The organism is Brevibacillus sp. HB1.1 (assembly GCF_013332445.1).
Lineage (GTDB): Bacteria > Bacillota > Bacilli > Brevibacillales > Brevibacillaceae > Brevibacillus > Brevibacillus porteri.
The window spans coordinates 567627-589375 of the sequence record NZ_JABMIV010000001.1 but is presented as its reverse complement, the minus strand read 5'-3'; the positions used below and the strand labels follow the sequence as shown (position 1 = coordinate 589375).

Annotated in this window: 24 protein-coding genes; 16 read left to right on the top strand and 8 right to left on the bottom strand. The window is 46.5% G+C overall.

Annotation, left to right across the window (positions count from 1 at the left end; translation table 11 throughout):
- Positions 1 to 28: 28 nt before the first annotated feature.
- The 5 genes from HPY27_RS02865 (at position 29) to HPY27_RS02845 (ending at position 5620) form a co-directional block, all read left to right on the top strand.
- Complete coding sequence (locus HPY27_RS02865) at positions 29 to 535, top strand: coiled-coil domain-containing protein (RefSeq protein ID WP_017249413.1); 507 nt, start codon at positions 29 to 31, stop codon at positions 533 to 535.
- Positions 516 to 1595: a phosphodiester glycosidase family protein gene (locus HPY27_RS02860; protein WP_173622114.1), complete on the top strand. Its 1080-nt coding sequence runs from the start codon at positions 516 to 518 to the stop codon at positions 1593 to 1595. The genes HPY27_RS02865 and HPY27_RS02860 overlap by 20 nt, the downstream gene beginning before the upstream one ends.
- A gap of 168 nt (positions 1596 to 1763) precedes the next feature.
- Entirely contained in the window at positions 1764 to 3797 is a 2034-nt protein-coding gene (ggt, locus tag HPY27_RS02855) for a gamma-glutamyltransferase (protein ID WP_174224309.1), read from the top strand.
- A gap of 27 nt (positions 3798 to 3824) precedes the next feature.
- Entirely contained in the window at positions 3825 to 4697 is an 873-nt protein-coding gene (locus HPY27_RS02850; protein WP_174224308.1) for an NAD-dependent epimerase/dehydratase family protein, read from the top strand.
- Between the two features lie 101 nt (positions 4698 to 4798).
- Entirely contained in the window at positions 4799 to 5620 is an 822-nt protein-coding gene (locus HPY27_RS02845; protein ID WP_017249409.1) for a M15 family metallopeptidase, read from the top strand.
- A gap of 61 nt (positions 5621 to 5681) precedes the next feature.
- Here HPY27_RS02845 and lepB read toward each other — a convergent pair whose 3' ends face one another.
- On the bottom strand, positions 5682 to 6242 hold the full coding sequence (gene lepB, locus HPY27_RS02840; RefSeq protein ID WP_017249408.1) for a signal peptidase I: 561 nt from the start codon (positions 6240 to 6242) through the stop codon (positions 5682 to 5684).
- 388 nt (positions 6243 to 6630) lie between these two features.
- Here lepB and HPY27_RS02835 point away from each other — a divergent pair, with 388 nt between their 5' ends.
- From HPY27_RS02835 to HPY27_RS02820, 4 genes are all read left to right on the top strand, one after another.
- On the top strand, positions 6631 to 7056 hold the full coding sequence (locus tag HPY27_RS02835) for a MarR family winged helix-turn-helix transcriptional regulator (protein WP_017249407.1): 426 nt from the start codon (positions 6631 to 6633) through the stop codon (positions 7054 to 7056).
- Positions 7057 to 7133: 77 nt separating this feature from the next.
- Entirely contained in the window at positions 7134 to 7601 is a 468-nt protein-coding gene (locus HPY27_RS02830) for a hypothetical protein (RefSeq protein WP_017249406.1), read from the top strand.
- Positions 7602 to 7719: 118 nt separating this feature from the next.
- Positions 7720 to 7902 carry a YozQ family protein gene (locus tag HPY27_RS02825; RefSeq protein WP_017249405.1) on the top strand — a complete coding sequence of 61 codons (183 nt, stop codon included), beginning with the start codon at positions 7720 to 7722 and terminating at the stop codon, positions 7900 to 7902.
- 146 nt (positions 7903 to 8048) lie between these two features.
- On the top strand, positions 8049 to 9164 hold the full coding sequence (locus tag HPY27_RS02820; RefSeq protein WP_173622111.1) for an aminopeptidase: 1116 nt from the start codon (positions 8049 to 8051) through the stop codon (positions 9162 to 9164).
- Positions 9165 to 9181: 17 nt separating this feature from the next.
- Here HPY27_RS02820 and HPY27_RS02815 read toward each other — a convergent pair whose 3' ends face one another.
- The 3 genes from HPY27_RS02815 to HPY27_RS02805 form a co-directional block, all read right to left on the bottom strand.
- Complete coding sequence (locus tag HPY27_RS02815; protein WP_026043151.1) at positions 9182 to 9502, bottom strand: hypothetical protein; 321 nt, start codon at positions 9500 to 9502, stop codon at positions 9182 to 9184.
- 120 nt (positions 9503 to 9622) lie between these two features.
- Entirely contained in the window at positions 9623 to 10150 is a 528-nt protein-coding gene (locus tag HPY27_RS02810; RefSeq protein WP_174224307.1) for an isoprenylcysteine carboxyl methyltransferase family protein, read from the bottom strand.
- A gap of 2 nt (positions 10151 to 10152) precedes the next feature.
- On the bottom strand, positions 10153 to 11217 hold the full coding sequence (locus HPY27_RS02805) for a type III polyketide synthase (RefSeq protein WP_173622110.1): 1065 nt from the start codon (positions 11215 to 11217) through the stop codon (positions 10153 to 10155).
- A 216-nt stretch (positions 11218 to 11433) separates the two neighbouring features.
- Here HPY27_RS02805 and HPY27_RS02800 point away from each other — a divergent pair, with 216 nt between their 5' ends.
- The 3 genes from HPY27_RS02800 (at position 11434) to HPY27_RS02790 (ending at position 13908) form a co-directional block, all read left to right on the top strand.
- Positions 11434 to 12120: a GGDEF domain-containing protein gene (locus tag HPY27_RS02800; RefSeq protein WP_017249400.1), complete on the top strand. Its 687-nt coding sequence runs from the start codon at positions 11434 to 11436 to the stop codon at positions 12118 to 12120.
- Between the two features lie 158 nt (positions 12121 to 12278).
- Positions 12279 to 12896: a DUF47 domain-containing protein gene (locus HPY27_RS02795; protein ID WP_007728239.1), complete on the top strand. Its 618-nt coding sequence runs from the start codon at positions 12279 to 12281 to the stop codon at positions 12894 to 12896.
- Positions 12889 to 13908 (top strand): inorganic phosphate transporter, encoded by a 1020-nt coding sequence (locus HPY27_RS02790; RefSeq protein WP_017249399.1) that lies wholly within the window; start codon positions 12889 to 12891, stop codon positions 13906 to 13908. Before HPY27_RS02795 ends, HPY27_RS02790 begins: the two co-directional genes overlap by 8 nt.
- A 79-nt stretch (positions 13909 to 13987) precedes the next feature.
- Here the strand turns inward: HPY27_RS02790 and HPY27_RS02785 are convergent, their stop codons facing one another.
- The 3 genes from HPY27_RS02785 to ligD all read right to left on the bottom strand — a co-directional run bounded on the left by HPY27_RS02785 (position 13988) and on the right by ligD (position 16126).
- Positions 13988 to 14227, bottom strand: coding sequence for a hypothetical protein (locus HPY27_RS02785; protein WP_017249398.1), 240 nt, complete (start codon positions 14225 to 14227; stop codon positions 13988 to 13990).
- 125 nt (positions 14228 to 14352) lie between these two features.
- Positions 14353 to 15150 (bottom strand): prolipoprotein diacylglyceryl transferase, encoded by a 798-nt coding sequence (gene lgt / locus HPY27_RS02780; protein WP_017249397.1) that lies wholly within the window; start codon positions 15148 to 15150, stop codon positions 14353 to 14355.
- A gap of 73 nt (positions 15151 to 15223) precedes the next feature.
- Complete coding sequence (gene ligD / locus HPY27_RS02775) at positions 15224 to 16126, bottom strand: non-homologous end-joining DNA ligase (RefSeq protein WP_017249396.1); 903 nt, start codon at positions 16124 to 16126, stop codon at positions 15224 to 15226.
- 149 nt (positions 16127 to 16275) lie between these two features.
- Here ligD and HPY27_RS02770 point away from each other — a divergent pair, with 149 nt between their 5' ends.
- Genes HPY27_RS02770 through HPY27_RS02755 form a run of 4 tightly spaced genes read left to right on the top strand, consistent with a single transcriptional unit; the run spans position 16276 to position 20643 of the window.
- Positions 16276 to 17880, top strand: coding sequence for a spore germination protein (locus HPY27_RS02770; RefSeq protein WP_017249395.1), 1605 nt, complete (start codon positions 16276 to 16278; stop codon positions 17878 to 17880).
- Positions 17877 to 19043, top strand: a complete 1167-nt coding sequence (locus HPY27_RS02765; protein ID WP_017249394.1) for a Ger(x)C family spore germination protein — start codon at positions 17877 to 17879, stop codon at positions 19041 to 19043. The genes HPY27_RS02770 and HPY27_RS02765 overlap by 4 nt, the downstream gene beginning before the upstream one ends.
- Complete coding sequence (locus HPY27_RS02760) at positions 19036 to 19272, top strand: hypothetical protein (protein WP_017249393.1); 237 nt, start codon at positions 19036 to 19038, stop codon at positions 19270 to 19272. The genes HPY27_RS02765 and HPY27_RS02760 overlap by 8 nt, the downstream gene beginning before the upstream one ends.
- A gap of 12 nt (positions 19273 to 19284) precedes the next feature.
- Entirely contained in the window at positions 19285 to 20643 is a 1359-nt protein-coding gene (locus HPY27_RS02755) for a GerAB/ArcD/ProY family transporter (RefSeq protein WP_017249392.1), read from the top strand.
- A 21-nt stretch (positions 20644 to 20664) separates the two neighbouring features.
- Here HPY27_RS02755 and HPY27_RS02750 read toward each other — a convergent pair whose 3' ends face one another.
- Positions 20665 to 21606, bottom strand: coding sequence for an ATP-dependent DNA ligase (locus HPY27_RS02750; protein WP_174224306.1), 942 nt, complete (start codon positions 21604 to 21606; stop codon positions 20665 to 20667).
- Between the last annotated feature and the right edge of the window lie 143 nt (positions 21607 to 21749).

Here is a 21749-nt window from a genome sequence, read left to right as displayed (position 1 = left end):
CTATGTCTCAGAAAGGAGGAGGGAGCCGATGGACGACAAATACATGGGAACGTCATCGACTTCGTCACCGACACTGCCACTCCCGGCAAACGGGAAGCAAAAAGGAAGACGCAGAAGAGGCAGCCTTTTTCAGGCATTGATTCCCTCCCAGACAGAAGGTAAGCGTCCTTTACTACCGATCGTTTTGGCCGTTCTGGTCTGGGTAGGACTCGCCTACGCTGGATATGCCTTTGCTGTTTATACGTTGGACAAGCAACAGCAATTTGTGAACCAACGAATTGATCAAATTCAAGAAGATAACCAAAAGCAGATGAAGGCATTGGGAGATCAATTGACTCTGGTGCAGGAAGAAATGCAAAATGTCCAGAAGGGTCTGGGAAATCTGGAAGAAGATTTGGCATTGACGGGTGAAACCATTGGTGGCACGAACAAGACCAAAGAAGCTCTGCAGGATCGGGTTGACCAGCTCAACAAACAGCTGGTTGATTTGAAAGCATCTCTGAAAAAATTGGAGGATGCTGCCCGTGCTTGGTAAGATCAACCGTTTCTTTCTCTTTCTGTTGGCGCCTGCTCTCGGTTTTTTGGTCGCTTTTGGGCTGGACAATCCAGTGGACAAGCTCCAGACGGAAGGCCTAAAGCTTCCTTCTGCCGTAGCGAAGAGCCAAGCAGATGAGCTGGGGGAACGGCTCAACGACACCAAGGTGCAGCTTCGAAATGTAGAAGTCGTCATCGAAGACATCCAGGATCGCTCGAAAAAGGAACAGAAAGAATACGAGCAACAAAACAAGAACATCAGCAGCGCACTTGAAGCGAGCAAATCCCAGACGCAAAAATCTGCGGATGTATTGGACACGATTTTGTCCAACATGCTTGGCAAGCCGATCGGTCAACACTTCGGGAAAAACTCGACAGTAAAAGTCTATTCCCTGCAAGAAGGCGGATACCGCGGTTATATGGCCAAAGTTCGCCTCAATGATCCGAAAGCGTTGAAAATGGTGCTGGCCAACAACTCCGTGAAAAGTAAGGGAGAAACGACGAGTCAAGCTGGTAAACGTACAGGAGCCATTCTTGCGATCAATGCAGGCGGCTTTATGGCGGACAAGCAGGGCAATCTGACTCCGTTAGGTATTACTGTTGTTGACGGCAAGATTCGAACCTTTTCCAATAATGCGAAGCTGAGCTTTGTCGGCTTTAACAACAAAGGTCATCTGGTCGGAACAAGCATCAAGACGCAGGCGCAAATTACGCAACAAGGGATATTGCAGGGAGCGAGCTTTTTGCCGCGTCTCTTGCAGGACGGAAAGCGAATGCCTATCCCTCGTGAATGGGCGAATGCGCGTCAACCGCGAACACTGATCGGCCATTTCGACAACGGCGATTTGCTGCTGATTGTCATTGATGGAAGACGAGATGGCTGGAGTAATGGTGTTACGCTGGAGGAAGCGCAAAAAAAACTGCAAGAGTGGCATGTCGTGGATGCATATAACCTCGACGGCGGTGGCTCCAGTGCGTTTTATTACAATGGCAAGCTGCTGAACAAGCCTTCTGGCGGCAAAGAACGACGCGTGGTGAGCAATTTGGTCATCATGCCATAAGCAAAAATCGCAACACTCTTCTGTGAAGACGACAAGTCTTGCTGCAGAAGAGTGTTTTTTTCTGTAGAGAAAAGTTTGCCTAGGCAACTGTGAATGTGGGTTGACCTTAAAAAATGCTGAAAATTATAATAATAGATAGAAGTAATGAAATGGAATAGGAGGGATCGCATGAAAAAAGGGATGTTGGTTGCTCTCTCGATTGTTTCCGTGCTTTCGTTTCCTCATTTTGCTGTAGGAAAAGTCCCAGGTGTGCCAGCAGGTGTGCAAGGAGCTACAAAAGGAATTGTCGCGGTCTCTCATCCAGCAGCGGCGCAGGTCGGTAGAGATATCTTGGCAAAGGGCGGCAATGCGATTGACGCTGCGGCTGGGATCCAATTTGCTCTGAATGTGGCAGAACCGTATATGTCCGGTATCGGCGGCGGTGGTTTCATGATGATTTATGTGAAGGATCAGAACAAAGTGACGGTGATAGATAGTCGGGAAGTGGCGCCTGCCAAGGTGACTCCCACTATGTTTTTGCAGGCAGATGGTAAGCCGATCCCCTTTGAGGAGAGACATACGAGCGGTCAGGCCGTAGGTGTCCCAGGGACATTGCTGGGTGTAGAGCAGGCGCTGGAATCGTATGGGACATGGGACTTGGGAAAAGTGATAGAGCCGTCGATTGAACTGGCGGAAAAAGGAGTTCGCATCAACTGGGTGTCCGCTCAATTTATTGCCAATTCCATGGAAAAGCTGAAAAAGCACGGTACTGCTGCACAGGTGTTTGCGCCAAACGGAGTTCCACTCAAAGAAGGCGAGATGCTGGTTCAGCCCCAATTGGCGAAAACGTTGAAGATCATCCGCGACAAAGGCTCGGATGCCTTGTATGAAGGGGAAATTGGCAAGGCCCTCGTCGAGGAGGTACAAAGAACAGGTGGCACCATGACACTCGATGATTTGCAGGCGTATCAAGTAAAAGAGCGTGAACCAGTCCGCGGCATGTATCGTGGATATGAAGTGATTTCGATGGCACCACCCAGCTCTGGCGGCTTGACACTTATTCAGATTTTGAAGCTGATGGAAGGCTACGATAACAAAAAGGACGGAACCGGGTCGGTGGCCTATTTGCATCATCTGATCGAAGCCAACCACCTCGCCTACGCAGATCGGGCGGCTTATATGGCGGACGAGGACGTTTATCCCGTACCGAAAAAGGGGCTGATTGCAGACGAATACATCAAGGAACGACGCCAGCTCATTCGTGAAGAAACTGGGAATGCCAATATTGTGGCAGGAGATCCTTGGAAGTACGATCCTGGCAAAAAGCCAGAGGTGTCCATGAAACTGAGAGATCAATCTCCGGTCAAGCAGACCACGCACTTCTCTGTGATGGACAAATGGGGGAATATCGTTGCGTATACGACCACCATTGAAGATATTTTTGGCAGCGGTGTGATGGTTCCTGGTTATGGATTCATGCTCAATAATGAGCTTACGGATTTTGACGCGATTCCTGGCGGTGTCAATCAGGTCGAGCCTGGCAAGCGCCCACGTTCGAGCATGACACCAACTATGGTGCTAAAAGACGGGAAGCCTTTTTTAGCAATTGGCTCGCCTGGTGGCTCCACGATTATCGCCTCCGTATCGCAGACGATTCTCAATGTGATCGATCATGGAATGGAAATTGAGGATGCGATCCGTGCACCACGCATTTTTTCTAGCAGCTATCCGAATGTGACGTGGGAAGCGGGCATTGACCAAGATGTCATCCTGCAATTGATGGCAAAAGGTCACGTCTTTACTGAGGAACCGTCGAACATTGGCAACGTCCAAGCGATTGTGTACGATTTTGAAACAGGAAAAATGTACGGCGGAGCCGATAACACACGCGAGGGTACTGTACTCGGGGTCGATGCCATTGCGTATACGGCTGCTCAGCCAATCCAGTCACCAATAGAAAAAGAAGGCCCCTTTGATTTACGAGTAAACGGCAATGTCTACCCATATACAGCAGAGCAAAAAGTGATGATAAATGGAGTAGCGTATGTTCACGCCAAAAAGTTGCTGTTAGGGTTGGGACAAAAAGTGACGTCCTTCCAGTCTGATGTGGTCATGGTGCAGGGAATTCCTTACTTGCCTGTCAAAAAAGTTGGCGAGAAGCTGGGCTATACGGTCATGTGGAAGGAAGGAGAGCGGTCCATCGAGTTGAATAGCAAAAAGTAGGCTGATCAAGGAAAGGATGTAGCAAAAATGAAGAAAGTACTTGTACTCGGAGGAACGCGATTTTTTGGAAAGCGATTAGTCCAGCTTCTCGTTGAAGCTGGGGCAGATGTTACTGTGGCAACGAGGGGGCTTTCCCAAGTGGAGTTGCCTGCCTCTGTCAAAAGAATGACGCTTGATCGCGATGACGTCCATTCACTAGCAGTCGCAGGGGAAGAGCAATGGGACGTGGTATACGATAACATCTGTTATTCCTCCCAAAATGCAATGGATGCGTGTAAAGTTTTTCGGGGCAAAGTGGGTACGTACGTTTTGACCTCTACCTTGTCCGTCTATGATTATGCAGAGGAACCATTACAGGAAGAAGCATTTGATCCATACACGTATGAAATCAAGCAGAAAACGAGAGACGAGACAACCTATCAAGAGGGGAAACGTCAAGCAGAAGCCGTCTTTTTTCAGGAAAAGGCCTTCCCTGTCGTAGCTGTTCGTTTTCCAATTGTGCTAGCGGAAGACGATTACACACGTCGGCTATGGTTTCATATTGAGCATGTGCAAGAAGAGCAACCGATTGGAATCACGAATCCCACTGCCCGGATGTGTTTCATACATGCACAGGAAGCAGCTCAATTTTTGGCATGGGTGGCGACAACGTCCATCACAGGGCCAGTGAATGCGTGCTCGGATGGGACTGTTTCGCTTGCTGAGCTGATGGAGATGATTGGGCAAACAGTCGGAAAACCTGCCCGAATCGAGCCAACGACAGATGCTTCTGATGCGTCTCCCTTTGGATTTGTAGCATCCTTTTACATGGATAACGGGAAGGCTAAGGCCGCGGGCTTCCCGTTTTGGTCGTTGGATGAATGGTTACCAGCGCTTGTCAAAAAACTAAACGAGGAATAGACCTTTCGAAAAAGCGTGACCTATCTACCTTTTCTTTCGTAGTACTCCATGGTAAGGTAGAGCAGAACATATGTGTCTGTAAGGAACCAGGAGGATCGATCATGAACAAAAATCGCACCAGCAGCCTTGCGATCGTCGCAGCACTATCAGTAGCACTACTCAGCGGATGTGAACCTCCCTCATTAAGTGGATTGTTATCCAGCGAGTCGAATGGACAGTCCGCGGGTGAGGGAACGCAGTCAACGACAGTTGAGCCAAATAACGAGGAGACAGCACGTCCCCAACGGGCATCTCTTGCAGAGACGATAAAAGATGTGGATGGAGTGCCAACCGTTACGAATGAAACAGAGCTCTCGGTTGTCGTAAATAAACAGCGGGCACTGCCTGCCGATTATATTCCACCGGATTTGGTGGAGCCGAATGTGCCGTTTCCTTTTGATGAAAAAGTGGAGAAGCGATTGCTGAGAGCAGAAGCTGCTCAAGCATTAGAAGAGCTGTTTGCCAAAGCAAAGACAGAAGGTATCGAACTGTATGCTGTTTCTGGCTACCGCTCGTATAAGACCCAAAAATCGCTGTACGAAACGTATGTAAGGACGCAAGGTGCTGAACATGCTGCTGCCTACAGTGCCGTACCTGGAAAGAGCGAGCATCAGACTGGTTTAGCTATGGATGTGTCTGGATATGATGCAAGTACACGCTTGGAAGAATCATTTGCTGAGACACCTGAAGGAATATGGCTGGCAGCCAACTGTGCAGACTTTGGGTTCGTCATTCGTTATTTGAAGGGCAAGGAAGATACGACTGGATATGCGTATGAGCCTTGGCATTTGCGTTATGTAGGGAAGGAAATGGCGAAAGAAATTATGGCAGGTGGCCTTACTTTGGAGGATTATTTTTCTGAAGCGGCAATTGCTCACAAATAGCGCCATCGAAAACAAAAGAGCCGCCCCGATAAGGAGCGGCTTTTTGAAGTCTGGATAAATGCTAACGTGGGAGACGGACCTGGGACAACGGCCAGTATACGACTTCTGCGCGTCCTACTACATGATCCAGTTGAACAGGGCCAATGACGCGGCTGTCCATACTGTTGTTGCGATTATCCCCCATGACAAACACGCTGCCCTCAGGAATCTTCACAGGATCAAAATCTTCGGTTAACGTCACACCTGCTGTAGAGGTTTTGAGCTTGTTTTCGAGCAGATACTCTTCGCTGAGAGGTTGGCCATTGACATACACTTGATCATTTTTGGCTTCAACGGTGTCTCCAGCTACTGCGACCACGCGCTTAATCCAGTTGTCGCCAGTTGCATCTGGATGAACGATGACGATATCGCCAGGCTGCGGTTCTTTGAGGTAGTAAATCGCTTTGTTTACGATGACGCGCTCGCGGTCATGCAGCGTACTTTCCATGGAACGCCCTTGGACAACGTAGGGAGCCATGACAAAGACGTAGATAAAAGCAGTCAATCCGCCAATCAAAACAAACGATTTTAACCAATCGAGCAATTCCACTTTCCATTTTGAGGTAGGGTTGGTTTGTTCCATTGAAATTCTCCTATGTATGTAGATTCTGTGGCAAATATGCCTGGGTCAAATGCCTCGTGTGTATAAGGCTGTCTTCCCATTATACATGCTTTACGAATGGATACGAAAGATGATTCAAGGAAATAATTGGCTGCGTGGGTGAAGAAGGAAAAAGTCTTAACATTATTTTGCAAGCTTACCTATTGTCAGTTTTTCCTGTTTGAGTTAAGATGTTCTTGAAATAAGTTTTACAATAAAAATATTAAGTGGTAAACACTTTGTCTGGCTCATACATATCTTTCGTGAAAAGAAATAATTTCGGGAGTTCTCTTGATCTTCCAGTACTTAAGCTATATAGTTTTATAGTAAAAGTACTTATATTATTAATTTTCCGAAAATAGGTGATGTTGTGAGCAATATGTCCCGTGCCAGTAAACTTGAGGAACTGGATCGAGTATTTGTCGAAATTGCTCGTTTCTTTATTAACAATTGGCTAGAAGAAGAGTCAATCAGTCCGAAGCAGTTTATCCTGCTGCGTGTGCTACATCAAAAAGGACGAAGCACAGTTTCTGAGCTGGCGACCATTTTGAAACTGTCCAATAGTGCCACCACCATTGCACTCAATCGGTTAGTGAAGGCTGGTTTTATCGACCGTGTCCGAGACGAACAGGATCGACGTGTAGTGTGGGTCACATTATCACAACAAGCGATTCCGACTCTGGAAGGACTTTTGTGCGACAGGAGAGCACTCGTAGGAAAGCTGCTGGAGAATCTGAATGATAACGAGTTAGACCAGTTTACGTATTTCCTCAGGAAAATGCAGCAGTCCATATAGACATGGCCATCAAGTTCGGGTCTGGGGACATTCTTGCAAGACAAAAGTGTGTACCGCGGGAATGGGAGTGTACACATATGAAAAAGAAAAGCACACTGATCATGAGTTCTTGTATCTTAGGAGCGGCTCTGTTCACACAAGCTGCATTTGCAGAAGAAGCAGTAAAAGCTACTGAAACGACTACTGCAACAGAAGCAACAACAACGACTACAGAAGAAAAACCTGCAACTGAAGAAAAGCCTGCAACTGAAACAACACCTGCAACTGAAACAACACCTGCACCTACAACAGAAGTAAAACCAGTAGCTCCAGAAACCGTTAACCCTGTTCAAGGGCTGACTCAACAAGGTGGCTGGATCACGATGCCAGGTAAAGATGAGTTCGTACTGGTGAGCGGCCAATACGTTCCAGTAATCTCTACTGTAGCTGGCTGGACAATGATGCCAGGAACAGATCAATTTGTAACAACTAATCGCATCACTCCTGTAAGTGCTCCAGCTGCTGGTTGGACAATGAGTGCACCTGAATCCGATAACAATAAATAATTTCCTTTACAAAAGACGCTTTGTCCCTCGATTGGGCAAGGCGTCTTTTTTTCGGCTAAATCTGGAGATTCCCGTACAAACTATAGCCGATCGAAACCAAAAGGAAGGAGGGACGAAAATGGCAGGTCATGATAAGGATCAGGTTCGATCTAGGGCGAGAGGTTTGAGCACTGAGGATGCAGGCGGAGCCGTCTATTATCAAGAGGCAGACGAATATACGGCTGGTCTGGCTACGACGCAGGAGTTGGTCAGTGACATGTACAAGATGGGAACCATTGAGGACAAGGAACAAACGGTGTAAAAACACAGGAAAAGAGTAAGGTCAGCCTGGATGCAAGAAGGCTGGCCGTTTTCTATTTCGTTGATAAAAAATTTTTTATTGACTTAGTAGATTGTATCGGTAAAAATACAAGAGGAATCAGAAAATTTAAAAAGGATGTGCCACGAATGAGAGACGCACGATTAGATCAATTAGCGTACAATCTGGTTAACTATTCTGTACGAGTACAGCCAGGGGAAAACATTTTGATCAACGCGAAAGGGGATACACCGGATTTGGTGCAAGCCCTCGTGCGTGAGATTTACAAAGCAGGCGGCAGTCCTTATGTTCAATTGATTGATCCCGCCGTAAGCCGAGAAATCGCAATGAATTGCAATGAAGAGCAGTTGAAGACCATGGCTCAACATGAAGTTGAACTCATGGAGAAAATGCAAGGGTACATCGGGATTCGTGCGGCGAATAACATCAATGAGATGGCTGATGTTCCAAGTGACAAGCTGAGCATCTATTCTCGCCTGTATGAGCTGCCAGTGATGAACGTACGCGTGCCTAAAACGAAGTGGGTTGTTCTTCGTTATCCGAATCCTTCCATGGCACAGCTTGCGAACATGTCTACAGCAGCTTTTGAAGATTTTTACTTCCAAGTATGTAACCTGGATTACGCGAAAATGGACAAAGCAATGGACAGTCTGGTTGACTTGATGAATCGCACAGACAAGGTACGCTTGGTAGGACCTGAAACGGATCTCACCTTCTCCATCAAGGACATTCCTGCTGTAAAATGCGCTGGCCTTCGCAATATTCCAGATGGTGAAGTGTATACAGCACCTGTGAAGGACTCCGTAAATGGGGTTATCACTCATAATGCGCCAACACCATACCACGGCTTCACTTTCGAAAATGTTCGTCTGACCTTCAAGGACGGCAAAATTGTGGAGGCAACAGCGAACGATACCGAACGCTTGAATCAAATTTTGGATACGGACGAGGGAGCGCGCTTCGTTGGGGAATTCGCTATCGGTGTGAATCCTTACATTCGCAACCCGATGAAAGATATCTTGTTTGACGAAAAAATAGACGGAAGCTTCCACTTCACGCCTGGTCAATGCTATGACGAAGCATACAATGGCAACAAATCGTCTGTGCACTGGGACATGGTTTCCATCCAACGTCCGGATTGGGGCGGAGGGGAAATCTGGTTTGATGACGTCCTGATTCGCAAAGATGGTCGTTTTGTCATTGCAGATCTTGAATGTCTGAATCCAGAAAACTTGAAAGGGTAAGGCAAAGCCTACCCAAATCATTTGTCGTACTGACGGAGCCTTTCGTGAGCAAGCATAATATCCATTTCTAGCTGAAATAGCATGTGCAGATTGCTTGAAGGAAGAGTAATTCTGCGTGCTGCGTGGTAGAGAAGTGGCTTGTTTTGTTTGATGACCGTCATGATTTCCACAACGGGAGGAACGACTTGCTTGATTCTTAGCAGACTTTGCAAATAGCGAAGAAAAGTTTGAATACTAGCCTGGTCATCCTTGTTCGGTACCGTTTCAATCAAAGCGAAAAAGTCTCGGACGATGATACGCTTCGTCTCCTGAGGCTCCACTATGGTTGTACGATTCACTTGATCCACCTCGCGGGAAAGAGTAACAGCTTCTTTTCTTTTCCCGCTGAATGACAAGTGATAAACCTTTTGCTCGATAAAAAGTCTTTGGCATGTGCATGTGCCAAAGACTTTTCGTTTTTATGACTCACGATGACCAGCGTAGATGCTTGCTTCTTCCAGGGGAATCCGTATACGCAGGAGCAGCCAGGCATTCAAGAGAGAAAACGTCAGGGCAGTTGTCACAGCGGAAAATGTCAGGGGGAGTAGGAGCAACTCAAGTGATACGACCAAGTAGTTGGGGTGACGAATGAACCGATACGGACCTCGCTTGATCGGAGCCTCGCCCGGGAGTATGAAGATGCGGGTATTCCATCGCTTGCCCAGGCTGCGAATACACCAGTAACGAAGTCCTTGCGCGATTAAAAACAGGCTGAACGGAGCCGCCCACCACGAGGGGAGAACCATGGCACTGCTTTTGCTCACCACTTCGAAAATAAGCGAGAGAAAAAAGAGAAGATGAAGAAGGACGATGTATTTGTAATGACTCGCCCCAACCTCGTAGCCACCTTTTGACCGGATAAAGCGGGCATTCCTCATGGCAACGAGAAGCTCGACCAGTCGCTGCAATACGACTGCACACATAACGACTCCAAAGAAGAGCAACATGACTATCTCGCCTCCAGAAGTAACAGCTCGGAGCTAAATCCAGGTCCAAGTGCAGCGACCAAACCGCGATCTCCCGGCTCCCACGCCCTCTCCATGCTCTTTTCCAAGACGAACAGAACCGTAGGAGAAGACATGTTTCCAAAATTGGTTAAGACATCTTCAGAAAAACGAGTGGCTTCTGTACCAATGCCCAGAGACCGCTGGTAAGCCGTTAATACCTTGGCTCCACCTGGATGGAAAATGAAATGACGCAGATGATCGATAGACATCCCATGCGGTGACAAAAAGCTCTCGACGTTTTCTCGCATCGAAGAACGAATGAGAGTAGGGATGTCGCGAGAGAAAATGACTTTTAACCCCGGATCGGTCAATTCCCATCCCATGACATCTACGGTGTCCGGCCATGTTGTTGTTCGTGCATCACAAAATTGAACCTTGGGTGCGTCAGAAGAAGACAAGACTTGGTCGCCTTCTATCAATACGGCTGCAGCTCCATCTCCAAAAAGGCACGTTGCGACCAAATTGCTTTTGGACAAATCTTGTCGGATGAAGGTCAAGCCGCACAGTTCTACGCTCACAAGCAATACTCGCCGCGAGGGAAAAGCTTGGGTGTATTCACATGCCCGCGACAATCCCATCGCACCACCAGCACAGCCCAGGCCCCACAACGGGACACGGGTTACTTGTGGACGGAGTCCTAAACGGTGGAGCAAGCGGGAATCAAGGCTTGGAGTAGCAATACCAGTGCTTGATACAAACATCAGACAATCGATGGAAGAAGGCTCGACACCAGCTTTTGTCAAACACTTTCGGGCTGCTTCCTCTGCCAAGGCTTCGGCATGTTCGATATACAGCTGATTTTTCTCTGCAAAGGGCCGGTCCTCCAAAAACCAATCCATTGGCATACTAAAATGCCGCTTCTGAATGTGACTGTGTGCAAAGACGTGTAACAAACGGTCTATATCGGGAAAAGCATCTTGAAAAAATAGGCGTGCTAGCTTCATGGAATCCTCTTGTGTAATCTCGTGGGAAGGTACTGCTGTAGCCACTGCTTCAATACGGGGCATACATTCATTCACTCCCGTCTGTTTTTATTAGCCATTAGCTTATCCCTTCCAATTGGTTCCAATTCATCGGCAGTTTCGTGGTTTTGCTTGAACTTACAAAAAAAGATAGGTAAAATATTCCTTATTATATGAAAAAAGACCTACTATAAATTTCATTAGATAGGTCTAATGTACGAATTGAAAGAGGTACATCGGATAGATCGGGGGTAGTGTACTTTGGGTTCGCGCTGGATTAGTTTGGGAATGTCCTGTGTGATCATCTCGGTTTGGCTGATCGGATACGGATTGCCGACGGATGAGAGTATGATTGTCTTTCTTTTACTTGTGGCTGTCATTCAGACGCTTGCTGCCTATCAAATAGGGAAGTATGTAGATCAGTTGCGGCAGATGGCTTATCACGATTCACTTACAGGCGTTCTCGTCAATCGTAGATTTCTGGACAAGCTGGTCGAAGAAGTGGAGTTGGCAAAAAGTAATCATCAATCTGTTACTCTATTGTTTATCGATTTGGATAATTTCAAAATATTCAATGATTCATATGGTCATTTGGAAGGTGACCGACTCCTTTGCCAATTTGCAGGGCTTTTGCAGGCAAGTGTACGAAAACAAGATACGGTTGGAAGATGGGGTGGGGAAGAATTCGTCGTTTTGTTAACGCATACCGACACAATGAGAGGACTCGCAATCGGAGAACGAATTCAAAATCAAGTCCGACACGCTCTTTCAGGTGTCACGGTCAGTATCGGAGTAGCCTCGTATCCTCACCATGCTTCAACAGCGGAAGAGTTAGCGAAAAAAGCAGATATGCTTATGTATGAAGCGAAAAAAAGGAAAGACTGCATGATGGTCGCCTCGAATGAAAAGATAAATATTGGCAAAACTAACACTCGTCAGCTCACTTGACACGGGTGTTTTTTTGATTGTAAAGAGCATTTACAAAAACTTAATAATTCCTTAAAGAAAAATATACACACTTGACCTTGATTTTAAATTTACGGAAACAATAACTTTCGATATAATCTGTTAGGTGTCATTTATTCAAAGGAGTGAAGAAGTCCCGTATGTTGAAATCAAACAAGTATATCTTCTTTGATCTGTTCGAGCAGCAGATTGCCACTGTGCACAAAGGAACTCATCTTTTCTATGAAATGATAGGAAACTATCAAGATCTAGAAACAAAGGTTAAGGCAATCAAGGCTGTCGAGAAAGAAGGAGACGAAATCGTTCGTCGTATCATGAACGAGTTGAACTCTACTTTTATCACTCCGCTTGAGCGTGAAGACATTCACCAGCTCGCTCATACGATGGACTCGATGATCGACTACATTGACGGTGTCGCTGATCGTATGTATCTGTACCAAGTGACTCAACCAGATCCACGTGTATTGGCACAAGCCAATATTTTGGTGAAATGCTCGGCTAAGCTGATCGAGCTGATTCGCACACTGCGCAAGCTGGATCATAAAGTTGTTACACAAATCGCTGGGGAAATCAAAGACTTGGAGCATGAATCTGACTCCAACTACCGTAAAATGGTATCTGATTTGTTGAATTCTCCTGATACCAACCCAATGGAAGCGATCAAACTCAAAGAGATTTATGATAAACTCGAAGACTGTGCTGACTTCGCTGAGGACGTCTCCAACCTGGTAGAAGGGATCGTGTTAAAGAATGCCTGATCTTTCGCCAGAGGTGATTATTCTCGTACTCGTCGTCATCATGGCGCTAGCTTTTGACTTTATCAATGGTTTTCATGATACGGCGAACGCGATTGCGACTTCTGTTTCGACGCGTGCATTAAGTCCGAAAACCGCGATTATTATTGCATCCGTGTGTAACTTGCTTGGGGCACTCTCGTATACGGGTGTAGCGAAGACAATCGGGGGAGGCATTACCGATCCATTCAAGCTGGAAAATGGATTGGTCGTCGTTTTGGCCGCGTTGACATCTGCGATTTTGTGGAACCTAATCACCTGGTGGTTCGGAATTCCTAGCTCGTCCTCGCACGCGATTATCGGAGGCGTTGCAGGTGCTGCTTTTGGTGCCGCAGGAAGTGGTGCCATTAACTGGTCAGGCTTCATTAGCATTATCCAAGCGTTGATCGTATCCCCGCTTGTTGCGTTTGCTGTTGGTTTTGTCGTGATCAAGCTTGTTTCTTGGTTTGTTCGTAACTCAGCGTACCACAAAACCAATCGAGGTTTCCGTTCGATGCAAGTAGTGTCAGCAGCTTGGCAGGCCTTCAGCCATGGAGCCAACGATGCGCAAAAAACAATGGGCGTAATCACCCTTGCTCTGATTTCAGGTGGATTCTTGATTCAAGCACCGGGCGAATTCGTCATTCCACTGTGGGTAAAACTATCAGCTGCTGTTGCAATGGCTTTAGGTACAGCCTTTGGTGGATGGCGTATCATCAAGACCTTGGGTGGTAAGATTATGAAAATCAAGCCAGTTTCCGGTTTCTCAGCAGACTTGTCTTCTGCCTTGATTATCACAATCTTTACAGCTTTGAAACTGCCGGTGAGCACAACGCACGTGATCACATCCGCTATCTTGGGGGTTGGGGCATCGCAAAAGCTGAACGCAGTAAAATGGGGCTTGGCTGGCCGAATCTTGGTCACTTGGGTCATTACCCTTCCGATTACAGGACTTTTGGCTGCTGCATGCTACGTCGTATTTGACGTATTCCTGTAGAGCTACATCCTTATACAACAGACAACAGACAACAGACACCTTTCCGTGTAGTAGAGTACGCGGGAAGGTGTCTTTTTCATTAACTTGATCCAGTTAAACGCTCCCATAAACCGGGCTTGGGTTTAATTTGCACGAGGCGTACGGCAGAGAATGGGATATAGTCCAGCGAGCCATCCCGTTCTTCAATTAATATCCCATTTTGGCTGTAATCATACAATTTGCCTTCTGCAAATGCAGATAATCCTTGACCGATCATATCAGGAGCAAAATGAATACGTACGTAGCGATCGAGATACTCTTCCAAAATGCCATCATCCATCTGATTCCCCTCCTTTTTTCATTCTTTCTCCTAGTTATTGCCTGCATTGCGACAATTCAGACAAGGTAAAGAAAAAACCACCCAGTCGGACTGACCTGAGTGGTAATGGATATGGCATGTTGACACTATTCAATCGAGTTTTGGGAATGTCCTGTCTGCTTGCTTTTGCGTGCAAACACGAGCATCAAGATGACACCGGCAGCAATTAAGCACAGACTGACTAATTGAGCGACACGCAGAGTATCTGCTATTAACAGACTGTCTGTACGCATTCCCTCAATGTAAAAGCGACCGAGTGAATACAGGATCATGTAGCTGAACAAGACCTGCCCATCGAATTTTTTGAATCGGTACAGCATGAACATGAGAACGGCGAAAACGAAAAGGTTCCAGATCGATTCATACAAAAACGTAGGATGGTAATATTGTCCGCCGATAAACATTTGTTCACGGATGAATGCAGGGAACTTTTCCATAAACTCAGCAGAGACGGGACCACCATGGGCTTCCTGGTTGATAAAGTTACCCCAACGTCCGATGGCTTGACCCAAGATAACACTTGGCATAAAAATGTCAGCCAAACGTAGGAACGGCAGATTATGTTTTCGAATATACCAGCTTCCTGCCAGAACACCACCGATTAATCCACCGTGAATAGCCAAGCCGCCTTGCCAAACTGCGAAGATGTCCAGTGGATTGTCTTTGTACTGCTCCCATTCAAACGTAACATAATACAATCTTGCACAAACGATGGCTGCTGGAATGATCAGAACCACCATGTTCAAGACGTGATCAGGATCAATGCCAGAACGTTTGGAATTGTAGCGAGCGAGATAAGTACCCAAGAAAAACGCCAGCCCCATAATAATGCCATACCAGTGAATCTTTAAGGGGCCGATTGCAATTGCGATCGGATCGATCATGAATGTGCCTCCTTGCCTCAAAACATCTGTGCCAAGTATAGCACAAATGGGCTGCTGGATTCCAACTAATGGCTTACTGCGACTGCAAAAAGCCGAGGATGGCATCAAGGGAGGCTCGTTTCGTCGGAGTAGATACGGATGAGAATAAATCTCCGAATGTTTCCAGCCGTTTGGGTACCGTATAAACGGTGAAGTCTGTGGGATGAGAATGGGGAACCTCCTCCCACAGGAGTGGTGTTGATACGGTTGCCTGTTCTTTTGCACGAGTTGAATAAGGGGCTGGCAACGTTTTTCCTCGCCAATGTTGCAAATAGTCAATGTACAGCTTATCTCCCCGATTCTTTACCAAGCGCTCGATGGTTACTAGTGATGGATGCTTGCTGACTAGATAGGATGCGATGAAATGTCCGACCTGGCGCGTCTGTTCAAACGTATAGCGAAGTTCAATCGGAACGTATACTTGCAAGCCGCTGGAACCAGATGTTTTGACCCAGGAAGGCAGCTGTAATTCATCGAGCAGTTGTTTCAACAAGAGGGCAGACTCTATCACAACGGCAAAATCATCTGTTGAAGGATCGAGGTCAAATACGAGCTCTGTCGGAGTCTCATCCGTGGCGAGGTGAAAGGAGACGTGCCACTCCAATGCTGCTTGATTTGCCATCCACACGAGTGTCGCCCGGTCATTGCACAGTACGTAATGAACATTTTCCCACGTGTGCGTTTGGATCCAGTCAGGCGCATAGTCAGGGGCGTTTTTTTGATAGAAGTGCTTGTCGCCAACTCCGTGAGGGTAGCGAATGACGGTTAAGAGCCGATCCTTGCTATACCGTAGGAGTGGGGCTGAGACAATCAGCAAATAGCGCAAGTAATCTAACTTGGTTACCTTGGCTTGTGGCCATAGAGGCTTGTCAGGATTTGTAATGGACAATGTGTGATTGTCGATCGTCAGCTCGTACTCTTTTGTTGCAGGACGCAATGATGTCTTCACCTTCTTTTTAAAAGGGCTAGGTGTTCCTACTATCTCCCATCCGAGTTTCTCTATGTAAAAGGAATACCTCTTTGCATATATTTCCTGCCAATCAACCATAATACGGGTAGCTTTCCAGTGGTTGGGTTGGTGATGAAATGAAATTCAAGAAGAAAGATAAAATGAAAGAACTGATTGAGACAATGAATGCCTGCAGCTTGATTGAGTTGGAGGGTATACCGATTTCGCCTCAATTGGGAGAGAACATAGATCTGATGAAAAAAATGTTCTCTGATTGCTCCGATTTTGTCATACGAGAATTCCGTCAAAAAAACAGTGTCCGTGCGATTGCTGTCTTCGTAGATGGGCTGATTGATACCAAAGAGGTCAATTCTGCGCTGAAATCGTTAATGGTGCTTGAAGACGGCGATCAAGATATAAAAGTGATAGAAGAGTCACTTTTGCCCGTTTCCCAGATGGGAAGAGTAGACGATTATAAAAAGCTGCTACAAGCTGTGCTTTCAGGTGATACAGGCATTCTTGTTGAGGGCAACACAGAAGCACTCACGCTGGGCATTCGTGGAGCAGAAAAACGCTCCGTTAACGAACCAGAAGGAGAAGCTGTCGTACGTGGGCCACGTGAAGGCTTTATCGAAAATATTCGCACGAACACATCAATGCTGCGGCGCAAATTGCGAACACCTCGATTGAAAATGAAGTCCTTGGTAGTTGGACGTGAGACGAACACCAATCTGGTGGTTGCCTTTCTTGATGGGATTGCTGATCCAGAGATCGTACAGGAGGTCACTGGTCGAATCAGCAAGATCAATATGGATGCTGTGCTGGAAAGCGGATATATCGAAGAGATGATCCAGGATAACTTGTACTCGCCTTTCCCTCAGGTTATGTATTCAGAGCGCCCAGACACGGTTGCTGCGGCATTGCTAGAGGGGCGTGTCGCGATATTTGTGGATGGGACACCGATGGTTTTGATAGTGCCTGTTACGTTTTGGATGATGATGCAGGCCAGCGAGGATTATTACGAGCGATTTCAAATGGCTACCCTTGTTCGACTGCTGCGATATGTATTTCTCATCATTTCGCTCATTACCCCTGCTTTATATGTGGCCATTACGACTTATCATCAACAGATGCTACCGACCACCCTCCTTTTAAGTATTGCGGCTGCGCGCGAGTCCATTCCTTTTCCTGCTATTGTGGAGGCTTTTATCATGGAAATTTCTTTTGAAGCCTTGCGAGAAGCGGGGATTCGTCTTCCGAAAACGGTCGGGCAAGCCGTCAGTATTTTAGGTGCGCTGGTCGTTGGTCAGGCAGCGGTGCAGGCAGGGATTGTTTCTGCTCCCATGGTTATCGTCGTATCGCTAACGGGGATTGCCTCGTTTACGATTCCGCATTTTAATGCATCGATTTCATTGCGAATGCTGCGTTTTCCGATCATGATTGCGGCTTCGATCCTCGGCATCTATGGAATGCTAGTAGCGTTATTGCTCATCCTTGGTCATATGGCCAACCTGCGTTCTTTTGGTGTCCCTTATTTATCGCCGCTAGGCCCGATGTCGATCGGTGATCTCAAAGACGTACTGATGAGGGCTCCATGGTCGATGATGGAAAAACGCCCAAGCTTTTTGGGCGTTCAAAATGCAAGGCGTATGAACGATGGTTATGCTAATTCTATTCAGCAAAGAGGAGGGCAATCAGGGGTGACAGGCAACCGTCATCCAAACGAGGAGGGACAATCGTGAAGGCTGTGACCCGCATATTGGTGGTGTCGCTCTGCATGTTCCTAGTATCTGGATGTTGGGATCGCCGTGAAGTAAATGATATGGCCATCGTCATTGCAATGGCGATGGATAAGGAACCAGACGGCAGGTATCGGTTATCCATTCAGGTCCCCCTGGTCAGTAGCCTAGGTGCCCAGTCCGGAGGCGGTGGTGGGACGAGTGGTGATAAGAGCTATTACGTTGATTCCGCCGTAGGCAGGACAATTCGGGAAGCGAATGGTTTGATCCAAGCCAGAATGTCTAGAGAAATTTACTACTCCCATCACCGGATGATCGTCATAGGCGAAGAACTGGCAAAGGACGGAATGTCGGAAGTGCTGGATATTGTGTCGCGCTTTCCAGAAAACAGACTAACAGCTTACATTGTCATGACAAAAGGCAAAGGAATCGAATTATTAACCGCACAGCCGCAATTTGAACGTTTTTCGGGAGAAGCGATGCGTGAGTTGGTCAAGATGGGCGGCATTACAGTAACATTGAAGGATGTGGCCCAAATGCTCGGTACACCAGGGGTTGATGCCATTTTACCCGTTCTGGCAGCAGTGGATTCTCATCCGAAAGGAAAGTCAAAAGAAATAGAGGCGACGGGGGTAGGCATATTTCGACAGGACAAGCTCGTAGCGATCGCGAAGCCCAAAGAACTGCTCGGCTTGCGATTGTTCCAACGCGATTTTACACCGTTTTCTGTTGTAGTGTCCCTTAACAAGCACGAACGGCTTACGATAACTCTTTCGAAAGGAAGGGCGAATATCAAGCCTGTGATCAAGAAAGGCCACATCCATTTCAAAATTGACCTCTACGCTTCTGCTGTTGTAGTGGAGAATCTGTCAAACCTCGATCTCGAGGAAGAGAAAAATATTAATATGCTGCAAGCGAAGCTCGTCGAGCAAATCAATAACGGTGTGAATCATATGATGAAAACAATCCAACAGAAACAATCAGACTTTATTGGGTTGGGAATCGCATTGTCAAGGAACTATCCGCAAGAGTGGCGAAACCGATATCGGAACAGATGGAATAAGGAGCTTCCGAAAATCACATATGAAATCCGATCGAAAGTGCACATGGCCAATTTCGGACAGACAACGAAAAATATAACCCAAGGTGAAGATGATCATGAATAGAATATTTCTGGTCTTTTTTGTCTTCATGCTGTTACTTTCCTTTGGAGAATTCATCTTGAAGCGAAAAGGAATGGACGGGAGACAGCAGCGAGTCATCGCTATTTTCTACGTTTTAACCATTCTTTGTCTGATTGCTTTACAATTCCAGTATTATCAAGTGTTACCCACGAGTAATTTGATGAACTTTCTATCTCCTCATGTGAAGTGGTGGGTGGATCAGTTCGTATAAGGAGGCCCAAGTATGATTCACAAGCAAGTTGTCAATCATCGACAAATTTCCTGGCTGGTCGGCAGTGTCTTGATGACAGGAATGATGATCAGTTTCTTGCGGTCTGTCATTCAGGTAGCTAGGATGGATGCTTGGTTCTCTCAAATTTTACCCATCTTTTATGCGCTTTTTATCGCCTACGTTTTGAGTGGGCTGGTTGAAGCATACCCCGGGAAAAATATCTTTGAAATCTTGTTTATCATTGGCGGGAAGTGGATTGGTGGAGCTATCAATCTCCTCATTTTGTTTTATATTTGGATCATCCTGGCGATCGATATTAAAGGGGCAGCTGATTTTTTACATATCTCGTTATTGCCAACCACGCCATTGGAGATCATCTTACTCGTCTTCGTCCTGTTAATGATGTACTATGGCAAAACGAGTCTTGAGGTGGCGGCACGGGTAAATGAGTTTTATTTTCCCATTTATTTCATCATGTGCATTTCGCTATATTTCCTGCTGGTTAATGAATACAACGTAGAGCGTTTGGAACCAATCTTGACCAGTAATTTGGATCGGATCGTGGTCAGCAACTTTTTACCAGTGGGTGTATATGGTGATATTTTTCTCATTGGGGCATTCTTACATGCCATTGTAGAGCCGCGACTATTTTATGCTGCGATGAAGCACGGGGTCATCATTGTTGGCTTTGGGACGACGATTATGTTGCTCGTCTTGCTTGGGGTGATGGGCTTCATTATCGCCAGTCGACTGAATTTCCCTATCTATATTCTCGTCCAGCAAATCCACGTGACAGATTTCCTAGACAGGGTCGAAATGATCCTCTTTAGCGTGTGGTTCCCCGCTTTCACAATCAAAGTCATTGTCGCTTACTTGGCATTTTTAGTGGGGGTTGGATCATTTGGGGGACAACGGCATTACAATACATTCAACGCTCCGTGTGGATGGTTTATCGTTGTATCGTCCATATTCGGGTTTCCAAATGTAGCGCATATCGATCAATTTATTAGTTATAGCTTGCCGTTTATCGTTCTCGTCTTTCAATTGCCGTTGGCGATCTTTTTGCTCATTCACGTAAAGGGAAAGAACAAAGGAAGAGTGCAAAGCCTCATTCCCGAAGGAACGAAGCTTTATCGATTTTACCGGTCGATGGTGTGGATCACGACAGTCTGTTTAAGTGGTTGCGTGATCGTGATTTTGATTGGGGACTTTTTAAAAGATAAATCAGCGGTAGGAGGGGTCACGACAGCGATTGTGTACATTGCCCTCTTACTGATAGCTCTGTTGACGAGCTACGGGGAAATGCAGGCTCTTAATCATGGCAAGCAAAGGCTGGGGAGGGCAAAACAGGCCGGTTCGTTTCGACAATGAGATCGAAAGCCACGTGGTTCCTTACTCCAAAACACACTGGTGAGGCGGGACATCCACGACGCCTTGTATACTTGGCTGTCGCAAGGAATGCCCTTCCTTCCACTCCGCAAATTTGATTTTGACGGTGATTTCCGGCATTATCCATAATGTATTGGCTGCGCGTGGTGGCTTGTTAACAAAAGTCATCTTTTGTTGGACAAGAGGCTGTATTCTCTCCGTTAAAGCACGCCAGTCCGTTTGCGTCAATTTTCCAGTACCTGCATGACCGATGTACCAAAGAGAACCGTGTTGATCGAATAGGCCCAGAAGAAACGAATTGACAATATGATTCCGAAGCGTAACGCCGCCTACGACAGCAATGAGATCTCGGTAGTACTTTTTCTTTCTCCAGCGTTGATCTTTCCCATTGATCAAGTAGCTGCTGGACGTATCCTTCAGAATGATTCCTTCCATGCCTTGCGCTTCAATGACACGGTAAAGAGCGTCTCCATCAGCAAAATTTTCAACTAGCTGCACATGAGGAGTAGGAGTGATGATTTTGCCCAGTATTTGTTGTCGCTCTGATAGGGGGGAGGAAGTTACCCATTCATGATTCCAGTACAGTACATCGAAGACCATGTATGTGACAGGGACAAGCTTTTGTATCTGGGAGACTTTCTCTAAACGGCGGAGCCCGTCTCTCCTCATGACCTCGTAAAAGGAAGGCTTTCCGTCTGGGCCGAGAGCGATTATTTCGCCATCCAAAATCACAGAATCGGCACGACAATACGAGCGAATATCGGTCACTTCTGGATAATGGAAAGTCCGTTCATTTAATTTTCGGTTGAACAGTTTGACTTCGTGTCCATCGTAGTAGGTAAGAATGCGAACGCCATCCCATTTCACTTGGCCTATCCATTGTGGTCCGATAGGTATAGCTTCCGTGCTGGTAGGCTCAAAAGGAAAAAGCGGAGTTAGTTCCATAGCTGCCACCTCTATGTTTAGTTGGGACTTGCCCAGTTTTCTAATACAGTTTCACGGATGGGCATGATCTATACGAGTGGTGATTGCGGATGCATTCTTGTGAGAATTTTACGAAACTTTTTTATTGATTAAGTATTGAATTC

Excerpts from the sequence above, each read along its gene's own strand:
- HPY27_RS02865 (WP_017249413.1), top strand. The coding sequence starts at position 29 with ATGGACGACAAATACATGGGAACGTCATCGACTTCGTCACCGACACTG.
- HPY27_RS02860 (WP_173622114.1), top strand. The coding sequence starts at position 516 with ATGCTGCCCGTGCTTGGTAAGATCAACCGTTTCTTTCTCTTTCTGTTG.
- ggt (WP_174224309.1), top strand. The coding sequence starts at position 1,764 with ATGAAAAAAGGGATGTTGGTTGCTCTCTCGATTGTTTCCGTGCTTTCG.
- HPY27_RS02850 (WP_174224308.1), top strand. The coding sequence starts at position 3,825 with ATGAAGAAAGTACTTGTACTCGGAGGAACGCGATTTTTTGGAAAGCGA.
- HPY27_RS02845 (WP_017249409.1), top strand. The coding sequence starts at position 4,799 with ATGAACAAAAATCGCACCAGCAGCCTTGCGATCGTCGCAGCACTATCA.
- lepB (WP_017249408.1), bottom strand. The coding sequence starts at position 6,242 with ATGGAACAAACCAACCCTACCTCAAAATGGAAAGTGGAATTGCTCGAT.
- HPY27_RS02830 (WP_017249406.1), top strand. The coding sequence starts at position 7,134 with ATGAAAAAGAAAAGCACACTGATCATGAGTTCTTGTATCTTAGGAGCG.
- HPY27_RS02825 (WP_017249405.1), top strand. The coding sequence starts at position 7,720 with ATGGCAGGTCATGATAAGGATCAGGTTCGATCTAGGGCGAGAGGTTTG.
- HPY27_RS02820 (WP_173622111.1), top strand. The coding sequence starts at position 8,049 with ATGAGAGACGCACGATTAGATCAATTAGCGTACAATCTGGTTAACTAT.
- HPY27_RS02810 (WP_174224307.1), bottom strand. The coding sequence starts at position 10,150 with ATGTTGCTCTTCTTTGGAGTCGTTATGTGTGCAGTCGTATTGCAGCGA.
- HPY27_RS02805 (WP_173622110.1), bottom strand. The coding sequence starts at position 11,217 with ATGCCCCGTATTGAAGCAGTGGCTACAGCAGTACCTTCCCACGAGATT.
- HPY27_RS02795 (WP_007728239.1), top strand. The coding sequence starts at position 12,279 with ATGTTGAAATCAAACAAGTATATCTTCTTTGATCTGTTCGAGCAGCAG.
- HPY27_RS02790 (WP_017249399.1), top strand. The coding sequence starts at position 12,889 with ATGCCTGATCTTTCGCCAGAGGTGATTATTCTCGTACTCGTCGTCATC.
- HPY27_RS02785 (WP_017249398.1), bottom strand. The coding sequence starts at position 14,227 with ATGGATGATGGCATTTTGGAAGAGTATCTCGATCGCTACGTACGTATT.
- lgt (WP_017249397.1), bottom strand. The coding sequence starts at position 15,150 with ATGATCGATCCGATCGCAATTGCAATCGGCCCCTTAAAGATTCACTGG.
- HPY27_RS02770 (WP_017249395.1), top strand. The coding sequence starts at position 16,276 with ATGAAATTCAAGAAGAAAGATAAAATGAAAGAACTGATTGAGACAATG.
- HPY27_RS02760 (WP_017249393.1), top strand. The coding sequence starts at position 19,036 with ATGAATAGAATATTTCTGGTCTTTTTTGTCTTCATGCTGTTACTTTCC.
- HPY27_RS02755 (WP_017249392.1), top strand. The coding sequence starts at position 19,285 with ATGATTCACAAGCAAGTTGTCAATCATCGACAAATTTCCTGGCTGGTC.
- HPY27_RS02750 (WP_174224306.1), bottom strand. The coding sequence starts at position 21,606 with ATGGAACTAACTCCGCTTTTTCCTTTTGAGCCTACCAGCACGGAAGCT.